The following is a 15,735-nucleotide window of genomic DNA, read 5'->3' as shown; positions in this document are numbered from 1 at the left end:
GCATCGAACGCCGACCATGGCTCAGCCGAGCACGGCGACCGCCGCCACCGCCGCAGCGGCCAGCGAGGCGACCGTCACCACGACCCGCAGCCACGGCTTCGCGGCCCGGTTCGTCGGCAGGTCACGCCAGCGGTACGCGACCAGCGCGAACCCGGCGGCGCTCAGCGCCGGACCGACCGCCCAGAGCCAGCCGGGCACCGCCGACCAGTCACCGAGCGCACGCCCCAGCGCGGGGTAGGCCACCGCCCAGGCTCCGGCGGAGAGCACGGTCAACCGGTCCAGCGCCGGGCGGTACGCGACACCGAGCAGCGACAGCCCGCCGATGACGGTGAACAGCAGGGCGACACCGGCGCCGGCCCAGACCGGCAGCGCCGGCGTGGGACTGCCGGCCTGATCCGGCGGTACGCCGAGCAGCCGCAGCCCGATCGGCTCCACCCGCTTGTCGGTGTTGCCCAGCACCACCACCCCTCGCCCGGTGGCCCGGTCGAACCCGACGTACGAGGAGAAGCCGCCGGTGGCACCGTTGTGCCAGGTGATCTCCTGGTCGCCGTAGCGGGTGGTGAACCACCCGTACCCGATGCGGGTGCGCTCGTCGTCGTCGAAGCGCGGGTCGCGCGCGTCGGCCCCGGGCGCGGTGCCGGCGGCGGTGGCGGCGACCAGCCGGGCCAGGTCCTCGGCGGTGGACCAGTAGCCGATGCCGGCGGGGGCGTACCCGGTGCCGGTCCACGGGTCCGCTGCCCGTCCGTTGCCCCGGGCACCCTGTGCGTGCCCGGCCGGCAGGGCACCGGGATCGGCGGCGTGGACGGTCGCCGTCAGACCCAGCGGGGTGAGCAGGTCCCGGTCGACCAGCGCGGGAAAGTCGAGTCCGGCCTCGGCGGCGAGGGCCTGCCCGAGCACCGCGGAACCGAGATTGGAGTAGCCGACGCTCCCCCGGCCGTCGCCGGGCGCGTGCGCGTCGGCGGCGGCCCGGACCCGGTCGGTGTCCAGTCCGGCGTACGGGTTGCCGGCGGCGACGTTGGCCCAGAGCACCCGGCCCCATCCGCTCACCGAGCCGAGGTCGAGCCGGGGCAGGCCGGACCGGTGGCTGGCCAGCTCGGCGAGGGTGACCTCGCGGGCCGGGCCCTCGACCGCCGGCCAGACGGCGCCGAGGGTGTCCTCGGGCCGCACCGCGCCGGCCTCGGCCTGCCGGGACAGCAGCATCCCGGTGAACACCTTCGACACCGAGCCGATCTCGAACGGGGTGCCGGGTTCGACCGACGCGCCGTCCCGGTCGCGGTCGCCGAGGCCGGCGGTGCGGACCTGCCCGTCGTCGATCAGCGCGACGGCGAGACCGCGGTATCCGTCCGGGTCGGCGACTGCGGCGCGGGCCGTCGCGGCGAGGTCGGCGTCACCGGTGGTCGACGCGGTCAGCCGGGGTTCCCGGGGTTGCGCGGCAAAGCCGGCGAGACCCGCGAGGATCCCGACGACCAGCGCGACGGCGGTCGGCTTACGCATGGGGGTGGTCCTTCCGTGCGGGGTGGTCAGCGGTCGGGGTCGGTATCGGTCGGGGTGGTCAGCGGTGGGCGGCGCTGAGGACGGCCAGCAGCGGCACCACCCGTTCGGCGGGGACGGCGTACCGGCCGCGCGCAGTGCTCTGCAGCCAGCCCGCCGCAGTGAGCTGGCGCAGGTGGTGGTGCAGTTGGCCGGTGGTGCCGAGTTCCTCGATGTCGGCCAGCTCGGCGGTGCTCTGCCGGCCGGTGAGGATCTCCCGCAGCAGGCGCAGCCGCACCGGGTGGCCCAGGGCGGCGAGGATGCCGGGCAGCTCGGCCCAGTCACCGGCGAGCAGGTCGTCCACCTCCCGGCCGTACTGCCAGTCGTAGGACCGCTCGGCGACCCGGACGGTGCCGGTGTAGAGCACGGCGCCCGCGCTCTCGGCGGGCAGGCGTTGCTTGAGTCCGTCGAGGGCCCAGAAGGCGCCCTCCGCCGGGGTGGCCGGCTCGGTCGGCACACCGGGTCGCTCGACAAGTGCCGCGACCTGCGCCTCCAGCGCCGCCAGCCGTTCCTCCACATCCGCCATGACTCGATAATACGAACATACGTAGTTACGTGCTACACGGATAAGTCGCGCGGATGATCGAATTCACCCAGGGTGGCCGACTACCGTTCCCAGGTCTGGGGAGGTACGTCGATGTACGTGGTGTCCGTAATCAACTACAAGGGCGGGGTCGGCAAGACCACGGTGACCGCCAACCTCGGGGCCGAACTGGCCAACCGGGGGCTGAAGGTGCTGCTCATCGACCTCGACCCGCAAGCCAGCCTGACCTTCGGCTTCTACGACCCGGACGACTGGCGGGAGCGGTTACGCGACTCCCGGACCATCAAGCGGTGGTACGACGGTCTGCGTGAGGGCGACACCACGATCACGCTCGGTGACCTGGTGGTCTCCCCCGGGCCGGCGAACAGTCGGCTCTCCGGAGCCGGCCGACTCGACCTGATCGCCTCGCATCTGCAACTGGTCGACATCGACCTGGCCCTGGCCCGCAGCGTCGCCGGTGGCGAGGAGTACGACGCCGAGCTGTTCCGGGTACGCGGCTCGCTCGCCGAGGGGCTGCTCGCCGACGGGCTGGAGCCGTACGACATGGTGTTGATCGACTGTCCGCCGAACTTCAACGTGGTCACCCAGTCCGCCATCATCGCCAGCGACCATCTGGTGATCCCGGCCAAGGCCGACTACCTGTCCACCCTCGGCATCGACTATCTGCACGGCAACGTGCGAGAGCTGGTCGAGCAGTACAACGCCGACGCCCGACGGTTCGCCACCGTACGCCGGCACCAAAAGGTCGCCCCCGGCGTGGCCGGCGTGGTCTTCACGATGATCCAGTTGCTCGCGCAGCGGCCGATCGCCACCCACCAGGGCTACATGGACCAGGTCCGCAACCTGGGGCTGCCAGTCTTCCCGACGGCGCTGCGGGAGAACGTCACCCTCTACGCCACGAACACCCCGCGCGGGGTGCCGGTGGTGCTGCGCGACCGGGTCACCGTGCCCGCCGTCCGCGCGGAGCTGCGCCAGCTCGCCACCGAGTTCCTCGACCACCTGCAACCCGCGTGAGGGCGACGGAGGCCGCCGACGCGGCGCGGGTGGCCGCCCGGCTGGCGGCCATGACCAGCCGGGCCGACGGCACGGCGTACCTGTCGGAGCGGTCGACACGTGAGCTGCGGGAGCTGGCCGCGCAGGTCGGCCTGCGCGGTCTCGGTGGGCTACGCAAGGCGGAACTGGTCGAGCGGATCGTGGACGCCACCATCGGCTACCGCCTGGACTCCACCGCCCTGCGCCGCCTCTGAGGCCGGACGCGGCGCGTGAGAAGAGGCCGGTCAGCGGGTATGTCGACCCCATGACAAGCACGATTCCGGACATTTCCCTCAACGACGGCAACTCGATCCCGCAGCTCGGGTTCGGGGTGTTCCAGATCGACCCGAAGGACACCGCCGACGCGGTACGCATCGCGCTGGACGTCGGCTACCGGCACATCGACACCGCCGAGATGTACGGCAACGAGGCCGAGGTCGGCCAGGGCGTACGCACCGCCGGGGTGGCCCGGGAGGACGTCTTCGTCACCAGCAAGCTGAGCAACGCCTGCCACCGGCCCGACGACGCGCGCAGCGCATTCCAGGCGACGCTGGACGCGCTGCGGACCGACTACATCGACCTCTTCCTCATCCACTGGCCGCTGCCGACCCGCTACGACGGCGACTTCGTTTCCACCTGGAAGGTGTTGGAGGAGTTCCGCGCCGACGGCCGGGCGAAGTCGATCGGCGTGTCCAACTTCCAGGTGCCGCACCTGGAACGGCTGGCCGCCGAGACCGAGGTGGTGCCGGCGGTCAACCAGATCGAGGCGCACCCGTACTTCCCGAACGACGAGGTACGCGAGTACGGCGCGAAGAACGGCATCGTCACCCAGGCCTGGTCGCCGATCGCCCAGGGTGCGGTGCTCGGTGACCCGACCATCGCCGACATCGCCGAGCAGGTCGGTCGGACGCCGGCCCAGGTGGTGCTGCGCTGGCACGTCCAGCGGGGCGACGTGATCTTCCCCAAGTCGACCACGCCGACGCGGATCGAGGAGAACGCCGGCATCTTCGACTTCACGCTGGACGACGCCCTCATGGAAAGGATCACGCTGCTGGGCCGGGGCGAGGCCGGTCGGCAGGGTGCCCACCCGGACACCTTCGACTACATTCCGGCCTGACCGTCGGGTGGCTCCGCCACCGCGGGCGAACCGACGCACCACAGCCGCCGCTAGATCGGATCTAGCGGCGGCTGTCCATGGTCTCGCGCCTGTAGCAGGACGACGTCGTTGTAGCAGGCGGACGGCGACGGGACGAACGGAAGGAAACACCGAGATCATGAATAGACGCACCACCGGCCTCGCCATCGAGGCCGAGGGCCTGACCCGGTCGTTCGGTGAGACGCGGGCGCTCGCCGGACTCGACCTCCAGGTGCCCGCAGGTGCCGTGTACGGGGTGCTCGGGCCGAACGGGGCAGGGAAGACCACCGCGGTCCGGGTCCTGGCGACGTTGCTGCGTCCGGACGGCGGGCAGGCCCGGGTCTTCGGGCACGACGTGGTCACCGAGGCCGACGCGGTCCGCGCCCGGGTCAGCCTGACCGGCCAGTACGCCTCGGTCGACGAGGACCTGACCGGCACCGAGAACCTGGTCCTGCTGGGCCGGCTGCTCGGACTGCGCAAGCCGGCCGCACGGGAGCGGGCCGCGCAGTTGCTGGCCGCCTTCGGGCTCACCGAGGCGGCCGGGCGACAGGTCAAGAAGTACTCCGGCGGTATGCGCCGGCGCATCGACATCGCGGCCAGCATCCTCAGCACCCCGGACCTGCTCTTCCTCGACGAGCCCACGACCGGGTTGGACCCGCGAAGCCGCAACCAGGTGTGGGAGATCGTCCGGGCGGTGGTGGCACACGGCACGACGGTGCTGCTGACCACGCAGTACCTGGACGAGGCCGACCAGTTGGCCGGGCGGATCGCGGTGGTCGACCACGGCCGGGTGATCGCGGAGGGCACCCCGGGCGAACTCAAGTCCTCGGTCGGATCCGGCACCGTGCACCTGCGGCTGCGGGAGGCGGACCAGCGGCCCGAGGCGCAGCGGCTGCTGGAGGCCGCGCTCGGCGTGGCGGTGCAACTGGACGCCGACCCGGTGGCGATCACCGCGCGGGTCGGCGAGGCCGGCAGCGACCTCGACGCCAGCGCGCAGGCCGCCCGGGCACTCGGCGAGCTGTCCCGCGCCGGGATCGTGGTGGACGACTTCTCGCTCGGCCAGCCGAGCCTGGACGAGGTCTTCCTGGCCCTGACCGACCGTCCCGCCGAGCCGACCGCCGAGCGCGACGACGAGCTGGAGGCAGCCCGATGAGCAGCGACACCGCCACCTCGACCGGCCCGGCGCCGTCGGTCTACGTACCCTCCTCGGAGGCGTTGGCGACGGTGCTCGCACCGGCGGCGCGCCCGCCCCGCCCGAGCCCGCTCGCGGCGTCGCTGACCTTCAGCTGGCGCGCCATGCTGAAGATCAAGCACGTGCCGGAGCAGCTCTTCGACGTCACCATGTTCCCGATCATCATGGTGCTGATGTTCACGTACCTGTTCGGCGGCGCGCTCGCCGGCGATCCGCGTGACTACCTGCAGTTCTTCCTCCCGGGCATCATGGTGACCAGCGTCGTGATGATCACCATGTACACCGCCGTCGGGCTGAACACCGACATCGAGAAGGGCATCTTCGACCGGTTCCGGACGCTGCCGGTGTGGCGGCCCGCCGCCCTGGTCGGCATGATCTTCGGGGACGTGCTGCGTTACGTCCTCGCCGCCACGGTGATCCTCACCCTGGGGCTGGTGCTCGGCTTCCGTCCCGAGGGCGGGCTGCTCGGGGTGCTGGCCGGGATCGGCCTGCTGGTGGTCTTCTCGTTCGCGTTCTCCTGGGTCTGGACGCTGTTCGGGCTGATCATGCGCAACGAGAAGTCGGTGATGGGCGTCAGCATGATGGTGCTGTTCCCGCTGACCTTCCTGAGCAACGTCTTCGTCGACCCGTCCACCATGCCCGGCTGGCTCCAGGCCTTCGTCAAGGCGAACCCGATCACGCACCTGGTGTCCTCGGTCCGCGCCGCGATGGCCGGCACGTCGGACACGTCGAGCATGATGTGGACCTTCGGCTGGAGCGTGTTGTTCGTGGTGGTCTTCGGCAGCCTCACGATGTATCGCTACAACCGCCGCTGACCCTCGACCGCCGGACCGGCTCCGGGCAGCGCCCCCGCCCAGGAGGGTGCTCCCGGAGCCGGCCGGTCACAGCCGCCAGGGCACCGGCACGCCGGGAAGGTAGCGGCAGGCGGCACCGGTGGAGACGGTCTCGCGCAGGTGACCGGCCAGCGGCGGATGTCGTTCGTCGAGGCGGCGCAGAGTGTCCCTGATCCGGGCGGTGACCGTCTTGCGGGCCCGCTCCGCCTCGTCACCCAGTCGGCGGGTCCGCCCGGCCAGCCCGGCGGCCGACCGCAACTGCGCGATCAACGCACCGCGTTCGGCGTCCAGCACGGCCACCTTCGACTCGTCGCCACGGCTCGCCGCCCGGTCGATCTCGTCGTCGAGGCGGGTCAGGTGACGTCGGTAGCGGTTCCTCGCCTCCTCGTCGAGCACCTCGTCGCCGCCCATCCGCCGGGCCGCCACCAGCTCCGGGCCGGCGGCCGGGTCGAGCAGCTCGACGGCGGGCACGTCGACACCGGGCCGACCGAGCAGCAGCCGCAGGTCGTGCAGCCCCTTGGCGTCCGGCAGGTGCACGGTGACGCCCTGGTAGGTGAGCCGCCAGACCGCCCCGTCGCGGCGGAACTCGTACTCCAGGGCCGGTGGGGTGGCTTCCGGGCCGGTCGGCGTACCCGTCGGGGCCGGGGCCGACCGTCCGGCCGGGGAGTCCTCGGCGAGCCGGGCGAGCACCTGCGGCAGATCGAGGTCGCGGGCCTCGTCCCGGGCCGTCGCCCGGATCGCGGCGGCGGTGGCGGCGTCCCCCGGACGGCCCCGGGCGACCAGAGCGTCGGCGAGCGCCACCCGGGCGAACAGGGCCCACGGCCGGGCGCCCATCCGGTCGGCGGCGTCGCGAGCTGCGGTAAACCGGGTGACCGCGTCGTCCCACCGCCGGTCGGCGGCGTCGACCACGCCCAGCCAGTGGTCCACCGGGCCACTGAGGTCGCAGCCGAACAACGAGACCAGCCACTGACCCTGGTACGGCAGCAGCGCCTGTCGCGCCTCGGCACACCGCCCGGGGTCGGCGACCGTGGCCTGGGCGCGCAGTCGCAGCCAGAGCGGGGCGACCGGGCCGGTGAACGTGGCTCCGGCGGCGTCGAGCTCGGCGGTGATGCGGGTGGCGGTGCGGTGGTCACCGCGTTCGGCGGCGGTGATGCCCCGCAGCAGCGTCCGGTGCGGGTGCTCGCCGTCGGCCAGCCCGTCCACCAGGTCGTCCGCCGCGTCGAACCCGCCCCGCAGCATGAGATACGACCAGCGCAGGTGGTGGCCGAGGAAGCTGTGGTCGGCGTGCTCCCACTCGTCGAGGTCGCCCAGCTCGAAGTAGCAGGCGTCGGCCTCGGCGAAGTCGCCACGGAAGGCGCTGGTGATGCCGTCGTCGATGGCCGCCGCCATCTGGTGACGCGGTCGGCCGGTCTGCCGGGCGGCGGTCACGAACGCGGTCAGCTCGTCCTGGTAGCGGGGATCGCCGAGTTCGAGCAACGCCACCCAGCGCAGCGAGGTGGCCCACAACTCGGTCTCCCGGTCGCCGCCGCGCCGGGCCACCTCGCGGATCTCGGCGGTGATCGCGACCCGGTCGGCTGCGGTGCCCGGCCCCCAGGTGGCGTCGTGCCGGGCCCAGAGGCTGAAGGCGAGCGCGTCGTCGTCGTGCACCCGGCGAGCGAGGGCCTCGGTGGCGGTGATCAGGTCGGCTTCCAGCCTGCGGACCGGGGCCACCTCGGCGGGCTCGCCGACCAGCCGGCGGTACGCCTCGCGGACCAGACCCTCGGCGTCGACGGCGATCCGGGAGTTGGTCTGGCGGTGCCGGTGCACGTTCAGGGCGAACCGGGCCAGCAGCGCCGGATCGTCGGTGCTCAGCGCCAGGGCGGCGGTCTCGGCGAGGATCTGGTCGGCCTCGTCCCGTCCGCCGGTGTGGAAGAGACGGTCGGTCAACTCGATCATGATCTTGATCCGTTGGGACGGGTCCGTCGCCACCGTCGCCGCCCGGCGCAGGTGCACGGCCGACTCCTCCAGCGCCAACCGGCAGGCCGCGTCCCGGGCGGCGGCGAGCAGCAACTCCGCACGCCGGTACGCCTCCAGGTGCGCGTCGGCGAGCCAGGCGTGCCGGGCCAGGTCGGCCGGGATCAGCCACTCGGCGAGCGCGGCGTGCGCGTCGACGGCGTGGACGACAGCGGCGTGCCGCACCCGGCGCTCGCTCTCCGCGAGACCCTCGTACAGGGTCTCGCGGACCAGGTCGTGCGCGAAGGTGTACCGGCCGTCGCCGCCGGAGAGCATCAACCGCGCGGTCACCGCCACGTCCAGCAGAGCGTCGAGCCGGGCCGGTGGCAGACCGGCACTCGCCGCGAGGACCGCCGCGTGGAACTCCCGCCCGAGCACCGCGGCGACGGTCAGTACGTCGACCACCTCGGCGGGCAACCGGTCGAGCCGCCGCCGCACCACCTCGCGTACGCCGGGCGGGATGCCGGCCAGTTGCCCGTCGGAGTGCCACAGCCGGGCGGTCTGCTCCACGAAGAAGGGGTTGCCGCCGGTACGCCGGTAGACGTCGTCGACGCAGTGCGAATCCGGTTCCCGGCCGGCGGTGCGGGTCATCAACGCGCCGACCTCGTCCCGGGACAGGCCGGTGAGGGTGATCGGGGTGGCCTTGGCCACCAGCGACATCAGCAGCGGCCGCAGCGGATGCTCCTCCGCCTCCACCTCCGCGTCCCGGTACGTGCCGACCAGCAGCAACCGCTCGAACCAGGTGTGCTGGGCGGCGAACCGCAGCAGCCGCACCGACGCCGCGTCGGACCAGTGCAGGTCGTCCAGGACCACCAGCACCGGCCGGCGCTGGGAGACCGCGACCAGGGCGGCGGTGACTGAGTCATAGAGCGCGAACGCCTCCCGCTCGGCCGTGTCACCGTCACCGTGCCCGACCGCCGGGGGCAGCAGCCCGTCCCCGCTCGTGGTGCCCGGCGTCATCAGCGTCGAGCCGTGCGACCTCGGCGTGGGATCCCCCTCGCCGAGCAGCAGCCGCAACGCCGGCTCGGCCGACTCGCGGGCCACCGCCCAGTCCTCCGGCGAGCGGCGCAGACCGCGCAGCACCTGCACCCAGGGCCAGTAGCCGGGCGCGCTGGCCGAGTCCCAGCAGGCCGCCCCGAGCACCAGCGCACCCTGCCGGCGGGCCTCGTCGGCGGCGGACGTGACCAGGGTCGTCTTGCCGATCCCCGGCTCACCGGTGACCAGGACCAGCCCACCGTGACTGGCGGCAGCCCGGTCGACCTCGGCGCGCAGCAGCCCGGCGGGATGGTCCCGTCCGATCATCACGCCGCTGGGCCGCGCCCTCATGGCACCCGACGGTATCCGACACCACCGACAGACCCGTACCGATCGGCGACGGCACCACGCTGGTCGGCCTCGACCCGCTGACCCACCGTGGGCTGACCGACGGTGGTGCCGGGCGGGACCGGCTGCCGGGTTGGGGCGCCCGAGGTCACGCGTCGGGGCCGACCGGGCCGAGCGCCGCCAGGTGGGCGAGGACGGCCTGGTTGGCCTCCCAGCCGTCGGGGAACTTCACCGGCACGTCCAGTTGCGGCGCCTCGGTCGACGGGTGAGCATCCAGCAGCTCGCCGATGCCCGCGCGGGCCACCACCACGCAGGCCTGCCGGTGCCGAGAGGCGAGCACGCAGAGTCGCCCCGACTCCAGGTGGAAGGCGGTCGCGTCGCGGCGGCCGGAGAGCGGGTGCAGCACGATCGTCATGTCGTACTCGCGGCCCTGAAGCCTGTTGGCGGTGTCCACGGTGATGCCCGCTCCCGCCTCGCCCAACAGCGACCGGATCACCGCGACCTGGTCGCGGTGCGCGGCACCGACGGCGATCCGGTCCGCCGTCACCGGCGCGCCGCCGGGCGACTGCTCGCAGATCGCGACCGCACCGCGTCGCAGCACCCGCAGGGCGAGCGCGGCACACGCGGCGGCGGCCTCGGCGTCGGTACGCAGGGTGTGCCGGGCCGGTAACTCATAGAGCGCCCAGCCGTCGGCGGCGGCCAACTCCACCGCCCGGTCGAGGGCATCGCCCGACCCCGCCTCGGTGAAGTGCAGCGCCCGCTGGGTGGCGACCGTGCCGGCACGGAACTCGGTGAAAGGGTAGAACGCCCGCGACACGACCGGGGCGGCCGAGGACGGCAGTCGCCACGACACGGGCAGCCGGTGCACCGGCAACTGCGGGTTGTGCCGCAGCAGCACGGCCACCGCCGACTGCATCGGATCCCAGGTCAGCCCCGCCCACCGGCCGGTCTCGACGGTGGAGAACGGATCGAGCTGCCCGGGGTCACCCACGAACAGCGCCCGTTCGAACCTGCCGGCCACGCGTAGCAACGCGTCCGAGCGCATCTGGTACGCCTCGTCCACGATCGCCCACGGCCACGAGCCCTCGGCGACCGTGGCCCACTTTGCGGCCGTACCGATGACCACGGCCGAGGCGGCGAGATCGGTGACCTTCGCGGCGATCCGGACCTGGTCGTGTGCGCTCACCCGCTCCGACGGCCGGTAGTCCCCGGCGGAAAGCCGCCCGATCCGCAACTCGGGTGCCTTCCGGGCAAGCCGGTCGATCAGGTCGTCGACCTGCTCGTTGGTCTGCGCGATAATCATCAACGGCTCGCCGGTGCCGGCCAGCTCGACGGCAGCCCGCACCACCAGCGTGGACTTGCCCGCCCCGGGTGGCGAGTCGACCACCACACCCCGGTGCTCGCCGGACCGCAGGTCGGCCAGCACGGTCGTGATCACACGCTCCGCCTCGATGCTCGGCGGCACCGCCAACTGCGGCAGCATCCGTCCCCACCCCCATTCGGCGTCCCGCGACCCTACCGCCGTACGCACCACCGCCTGGCACGCCACACCCGACCGCCCCACACCAGCCTCACCGTGCCGCACCCGACCGCCGCACCCGACTGCCGTGCGCACCGGCCCTCGTCGTGCCGATCCGCCACTGCCCGTACTGCCACGGGTGGGAGGTGCGGGATTCGCCGCCCACGCCCGCACCGCACCCCTGCCCGAACCGGCCAGCGAGGCCAGACAGGTCGGGCGCGTCGCAAGGGCGGCCCGACCTGCCGCATCCGATGGGTTGACCACCCAAGATCGTGCTCGATCCAGGATCGAGTGGCTTCACGACGCGACGAGACCACTCGATCCTGGATCGAGCACGATCTTGCGCGGCACGCGGCACGGCGTGCGACGGTGCGGCCGGGCGATTCGGACGAGCAGTTCGCCGGACGGGTCGGGTGCGGCCACCCCGGTTCAGGGTGGCCGCACCCGTGTCAGCGGTCTCGAATGGTCAGCGGTGACCCGGTGCGCTCAGTGCACGATGACCGGGGCCCGGGGCGCTTCGCCGGGCTGCTCCCCCGGCTGGTCGTCCAGCAGGTGCGACCGCTCCCGCCGCCTGGGCAGGAACGCGGCCGGGATGAACGTCGCCGCCACCAGGGCGAACGCCACCCAGAAGGTGGTCGCGAAGGAGTTGGCGGCGAAGTCGAGACCGCGCTCGATGATCGACGGGTCGGGCACCTGCTGGGCCAGTTCCGGCCGCTGCTGGGCGGCGATCGCCAACCCGGCCTCGGTGACCGGCTCGCCGTTCGGGCCGGTCAGGCCCGGGATCGGCTGGGACTTGTTGAACTCGTTGGTGAGGATCACCGACATCACCGCCGCGCCGACCGAACCACCGATCTGCTGGAGGATGTTCACCAGCGTGGAGCCCCGCGCGACCTCGTGCCCGGTCAGCGTCTTCAGCGCCGAGGTCATGATCGGCATCATCGTGCCACCCATGCCCAGGCCCATCACGAACAGCGAGCCGCAGAGCAGCACGTACGAGGTGTCCGCGTCGAGCTGGGTGAAGGTGAAGAACCCGGCGAGGATCAGCGCCAACGCGAACGGCACGGTCCGGCCGACCGGCACCTTGTCGGCGAGCATGCCGGCGATCGGCATGGTGACCATCGCGCCGAGGCCCTGCGGTGCCATCAGCAGACCGGCGTGCAGCGTCGACTCACCGCGCACCTGGAGGAAGTAGCTGGGGAAGAGCAGCCCGGCACCCATGAACGCGATGATGAAGACGAACATGGTCACCGCCGCGACGGTCAGCCGGCGGTTGCTGAACAGCCGCAGGTCGAGCAGCGGGTGCTTGGGCTTGAAGGAGTAGAACACGAACGCCACCACCAGCACGGCGCCGACCAGCATCGGGCCCCAGACCTCCGGCTCGGCGAAGGTGCCGGTCTCGGGCAGCGTGGAGACGCCGTAGAGGAAGAGGGCCAGACCGGGCGAGAGCATCAGCATGCCGACGAAGTCGAACGACTGGGAGGGCTGTGCGGCGTCCTTCGGCAGCGCAAGCTGTGCGTAAACCAGCGCGACCACACCGATCGGCAGGTTGATCAGGAAGATCCAGTGCCAGCTCGCCACGTCGATCAGCCAGCCGCCGAGGATCGGGCCGCTGATCGGACCGAGCAGCATCGGGATGCCGAGCACGGCCATCAGCCGGCCGATCCGGTTCGGGCCGGCCGCCCGGGTCATGATCGCCATGCCGATCGGCATGAGCATGCCGCCGCCGAGGCCCTGGAGCACCCGGTACCCGATCAGCTGCCCGATGGTGTCGGCGGTGGCGCAGAGGCCGGACCCGATGGTGAACAGCGCCAACGCGATCATGTAGAGGCGTTTGGTGCCGAACCGGTCGGCCGCCCATCCGCTGAGCGGGATGACCGTGGCCAACGCCAGCGTGTAACCGGTCATCGTCCACGCGACGCGGGCGTACGAGGCGTCGAACTCGCTCTGGAAGGTCGGCAGCGCGACGCTGACCACCGTCACGTCGAGGATCGACATGATCGCACCGAGCACGACGACGCCAGCCACCTTGAGCACCGCGGCGTCGAGTTTGTCCGATGTCGGGACAGGTTGCGGTGCCGCGACAGATTGCTGTGCCACGAAGTCTCCTGTTGTCGGATCTGACCGAAGGACGAGCGGTGGTGGCCGACGCGGTGCCGGTGGAAGACCGGCCCGACGTGCGGAAGGGGCGATGCCCGCAGCGCAGATTAGCCCCCACCGCCGACACTCCGCCGCCCGTTTAGCGGCCGGCAGACCCGTCACGCCGGTGTTCCTCGTCACCACCCGACCGCGTCCCCCGCCTGGCGCACCAGCCGGGCGGATCGGCACCGTGATCCGCTACCCGCGCTCCGCGCCCACGACGCGCTGCACGGCAATGATCGTGTCCACCGGCAGGTCGAGTCGCCACAGCACCGCCGCCAGGTAGTCCAGCACCCGCCAGTGCTGCTCCGGGGTCAACCCCAGCCGCCGCCACACCCCGCCGACCGACCCGATCGCCCTACCCGGACCCCCGAGGGCCGGGGTCAGCTCGGCCGCGAGATGGGTGGCGAGCCGCCGCCGGTCGATCCCCAGCAGGTACGGCGCAAGCTCCGCGTCGGCCGCCACCAGACGCATCCAGCGGTGCACCACCCCACGCACCCCGGCCGGCCCGAGCCAGTCGATCGCGTTGCGCGAGCAGGCCACCAACTCCGTCGTCCGCATGACCATCAGTACGGACCGTTCTGGTTGATCAGTTCACTCGTCGTACCCCGGCCATCCGACGGGCACAGTGGGGGTGGGCCGTGGGTGGTCATGTCGGATGCGGGCCCCGTCGAGCTGACGGCATCGACGGATCGCAGGAACCAGCACAGGCAACCCCCGTCGGGGCGGTGGTCTCCACGCCCACCTGCTGGCGAGCACCGATGGCCTACGCGGCTCAGCTCGACAGCAGCCGCATTCGACCTCCCGAGGTTCTAGCCGACCAGACCAGGCAGGTGTACGCGCTCGGTGGGCACCCCCGCCGCGAGCAGCCGCAATCGGGAGCCGGCCAGCATCGCGGGTGGCCCGCAGACGTACACCTCCTGGCCACGATCGAGGTGGCGCAGCGCCACGGTGAGTGCGTCACCGCTTTCCCCCGGCACCGCGAGCGGGTCGTGGGAGAAGGCCGGCACGACGGTCAGCCAGGAGTGTGCCTGGTCGAGCTTGTCCAGGGTGATCGCGTCGTAGAGGTCGGCGACGGTGCGTACGCCGATAATCAGGGTGATCCGCCGGCCGTCGGGTGCGGCGGCGACCTGCTCGACCAGGGCGCGCAGCGGGGCCAACCCGGTGCCGCCCGCCACCAGCAGCAGGTCCCGGCGAGGGACCGACGGCAAGAAGGCGGGCAGGCTGAGGCCGACATCGACGGGTGGGCCGAGGTGGAGCGGGTCGCCGGGGCGTACCTCGTGGACGAGGCTGCGGGAGACGGTGCCGGCGGCCACCGCGCGGACATGCAGCTCGACGGTGCCGTCGGGGCGTGGGGCGTTGGCCGGGCAGTACCAGCGCCATCGGCCCGGATGTTGCGGCAGGCAGAGCGGCACCGCCTGGCCGGGCCGGAACGGCAGCGGGTGCCACGGGCGTACCGTCAGCATGGCGATGCCCTCGGCGGACAGGTCGCGGCCGGTCACCTCGGCCGGCCAGAACGCCGGCCCGTCACCCATCCGGCCGGCGGCGCGCACGACGAGCGCCCAGGCCCGCCGCCACCGGCGCTCCCAGCCGAGGCTGACCGGCGGCGGGCAGAGGCGCGGTGCCACCGTCGCCAGCGCGGCGCCGATCAGCGTGCCGTGCTCGGGGCGCAGCCGATGCTGGTGGTGGACCCGGCCGAGTACCGCCAGCAGCGCCGACCGCTCGGCCCGGTCACCGCCGCCGCCGACCAGCCGGGCCAGGGCGGCGACGACGAGCGCCAGCTCCGATGCCGGTAGCGGGCAGTGTCCCGCCAGACTGGCCTGGAACTCGGCGGCGACCTCGTCGATCACCGAAGGGCCGCCGGTCGCGAGCGCTCCCGCCAGGTAGTCGCCGGCCCGCCGCCGCGTCGCCTCCGGCAACCCCGGCCACCCCTCCAACACCAGCCCGCCGCCGCTCACGAGCTGCCGGATCAGGTGCGCGGTGAACCGGTCCAGATCGACCCCGATGAGGTACGCCGACAGCTCCGCATCCGCCTCGATCAGCCGCAGCCACCGGGTGACCGCCGCCCGTGCCGCCGCCTCGGTCACCGGCGCTCCCCCACCGGGTGGGCGTGCCGTGCCTGCCGGTTCTCGGTCTGGCGGTTCTCGGTCTGGCGGTTCTCGGTCTGCCGGGACTGCCACTGTCGCAACGCCTGCCGGACCCGCTCGGCCTCGGTGTTCGCCGTTACGAGTTGCCGTTGCAGGCGATCCAGCTCGTCGGCGACCCGGTCGAGGTAGTCGTACACCTGGGCGGGGTCCAGCCCTCGCCAACGCCGCCCGAAGTCGGCGGCCCGGACGTGGTGCGACTGGAGGCGTTCCCCGGTCACGTAGATCATCGCTGCGCTACCTCCTGCTCGGCGGTCACGTACGGCGGCCATCGGCACGCTCGTTTCGCTCATGTGGTGCGGCACCGAGGCGGGCGGGGTCGGTACGCGTCGTTCGGGTCGACGCCTACCGGAGC

The 15,735-nt window shown here is 72.6% G+C and carries 13 protein-coding genes; 5 read left to right on the top strand and 8 right to left on the bottom strand.

All coding sequences use genetic code 11. The features are described from left to right. Positions 1–21: 21 nt before the first annotated feature. Both ABT008_RS03500 and ABT008_RS03495 read right to left on the bottom strand, forming a co-directional pair. On the bottom strand, positions 22–1,494 hold the full coding sequence (locus ABT008_RS03500; protein ID WP_350693308.1) for a serine hydrolase domain-containing protein: 1,473 nt from the start codon (positions 1,492–1,494) through the stop codon (positions 22–24). Positions 1,495–1,552: 58 nt separating this feature from the next. Continuing rightward, positions 1,553–2,056 carry an ArsR/SmtB family transcription factor gene (locus tag ABT008_RS03495; RefSeq protein WP_350693306.1) on the bottom strand — a complete coding sequence of 168 codons (504 nt, stop codon included), beginning with the start codon at positions 2,054–2,056 and terminating at the stop codon, positions 1,553–1,555. A gap of 111 nt (positions 2,057–2,167) precedes the next feature. Between ABT008_RS03495 and ABT008_RS03490 the strand changes: the two genes are divergently transcribed. From ABT008_RS03490 to ABT008_RS03470, 5 genes are all read left to right on the top strand, one after another. Further along, on the top strand, positions 2,168–3,088 hold the full coding sequence (locus ABT008_RS03490; protein ID WP_350693304.1) for a ParA family protein: 921 nt from the start codon (positions 2,168–2,170) through the stop codon (positions 3,086–3,088). Further along, on the top strand, positions 3,085–3,321 hold the full coding sequence (locus ABT008_RS03485; RefSeq protein ID WP_350693303.1) for a Rho termination factor N-terminal domain-containing protein: 237 nt from the start codon (positions 3,085–3,087) through the stop codon (positions 3,319–3,321). Before ABT008_RS03490 ends, ABT008_RS03485 begins: the two co-directional genes overlap by 4 nt. A gap of 50 nt (positions 3,322–3,371) precedes the next feature. After that, positions 3,372–4,223, top strand: coding sequence for an aldo/keto reductase (locus ABT008_RS03480; RefSeq protein WP_350693301.1), 852 nt, complete (start codon positions 3,372–3,374; stop codon positions 4,221–4,223). Between the two features lie 157 nt (positions 4,224–4,380). Then, positions 4,381–5,394, top strand: coding sequence for an ATP-binding cassette domain-containing protein (locus ABT008_RS03475; RefSeq protein WP_350693300.1), 1,014 nt, complete (start codon positions 4,381–4,383; stop codon positions 5,392–5,394). Beyond that, complete coding sequence (locus ABT008_RS03470; protein WP_350693298.1) at positions 5,391–6,248, top strand: ABC transporter permease; 858 nt, start codon at positions 5,391–5,393, stop codon at positions 6,246–6,248. Before ABT008_RS03475 ends, ABT008_RS03470 begins: the two co-directional genes overlap by 4 nt. Before the next feature lie 66 nt (positions 6,249–6,314). Here ABT008_RS03470 and ABT008_RS03465 read toward each other — a convergent pair whose 3' ends face one another. The 6 genes from ABT008_RS03465 to ABT008_RS03440 all read right to left on the bottom strand — a co-directional run bounded on the left by ABT008_RS03465 (position 6,315) and on the right by ABT008_RS03440 (position 15,610). Beyond that, positions 6,315–9,584 carry an ATP-binding protein gene (locus tag ABT008_RS03465; protein WP_350693296.1) on the bottom strand — a complete coding sequence of 1,090 codons (3,270 nt, stop codon included), beginning with the start codon at positions 9,582–9,584 and terminating at the stop codon, positions 6,315–6,317. A 145-nt stretch (positions 9,585–9,729) separates the two neighbouring features. After that, positions 9,730–11,064, bottom strand: coding sequence for an AAA domain-containing protein (locus ABT008_RS03460; RefSeq protein WP_350693295.1), 1,335 nt, complete (start codon positions 11,062–11,064; stop codon positions 9,730–9,732). 522 nt (positions 11,065–11,586) lie between these two features. Beyond that, complete coding sequence (locus ABT008_RS03455; protein WP_350693294.1) at positions 11,587–13,197, bottom strand: DHA2 family efflux MFS transporter permease subunit; 1,611 nt, start codon at positions 13,195–13,197, stop codon at positions 11,587–11,589. A 237-nt stretch (positions 13,198–13,434) separates the two neighbouring features. Continuing rightward, the gene (locus ABT008_RS03450; RefSeq protein ID WP_350693292.1) at positions 13,435–13,803 is read right to left on the bottom strand and encodes a globin family protein; all 369 of its coding nucleotides are present in this window, start codon (positions 13,801–13,803) and stop codon (positions 13,435–13,437) included. 245 nt (positions 13,804–14,048) lie between these two features. Further along, a complete protein-coding gene (locus tag ABT008_RS03445) occupies positions 14,049–15,323 on the bottom strand; it encodes an FAD-binding oxidoreductase (RefSeq protein WP_350693290.1) in 1,275 nt (424 codons plus the stop codon). Next, positions 15,320–15,610 (bottom strand): DivIVA domain-containing protein, encoded by a 291-nt coding sequence (locus ABT008_RS03440; RefSeq protein ID WP_350693289.1) that lies wholly within the window; start codon positions 15,608–15,610, stop codon positions 15,320–15,322. Before ABT008_RS03440 ends, ABT008_RS03445 begins: the two co-directional genes overlap by 4 nt. Positions 15,611–15,735: the final 125 nt, after the last annotated feature.

Origin of the sequence: Micromonospora sp. NPDC002389, from assembly GCF_040296095.1 — a bacterium.
In the GTDB taxonomy this organism is placed as follows: Bacteria; Actinomycetota; Actinomycetes; order Mycobacteriales; family Micromonosporaceae; genus Micromonospora.
Note: the sequence above shows the minus strand (reverse complement) of the source record. Positions and strands in the feature narration are given on the sequence as shown.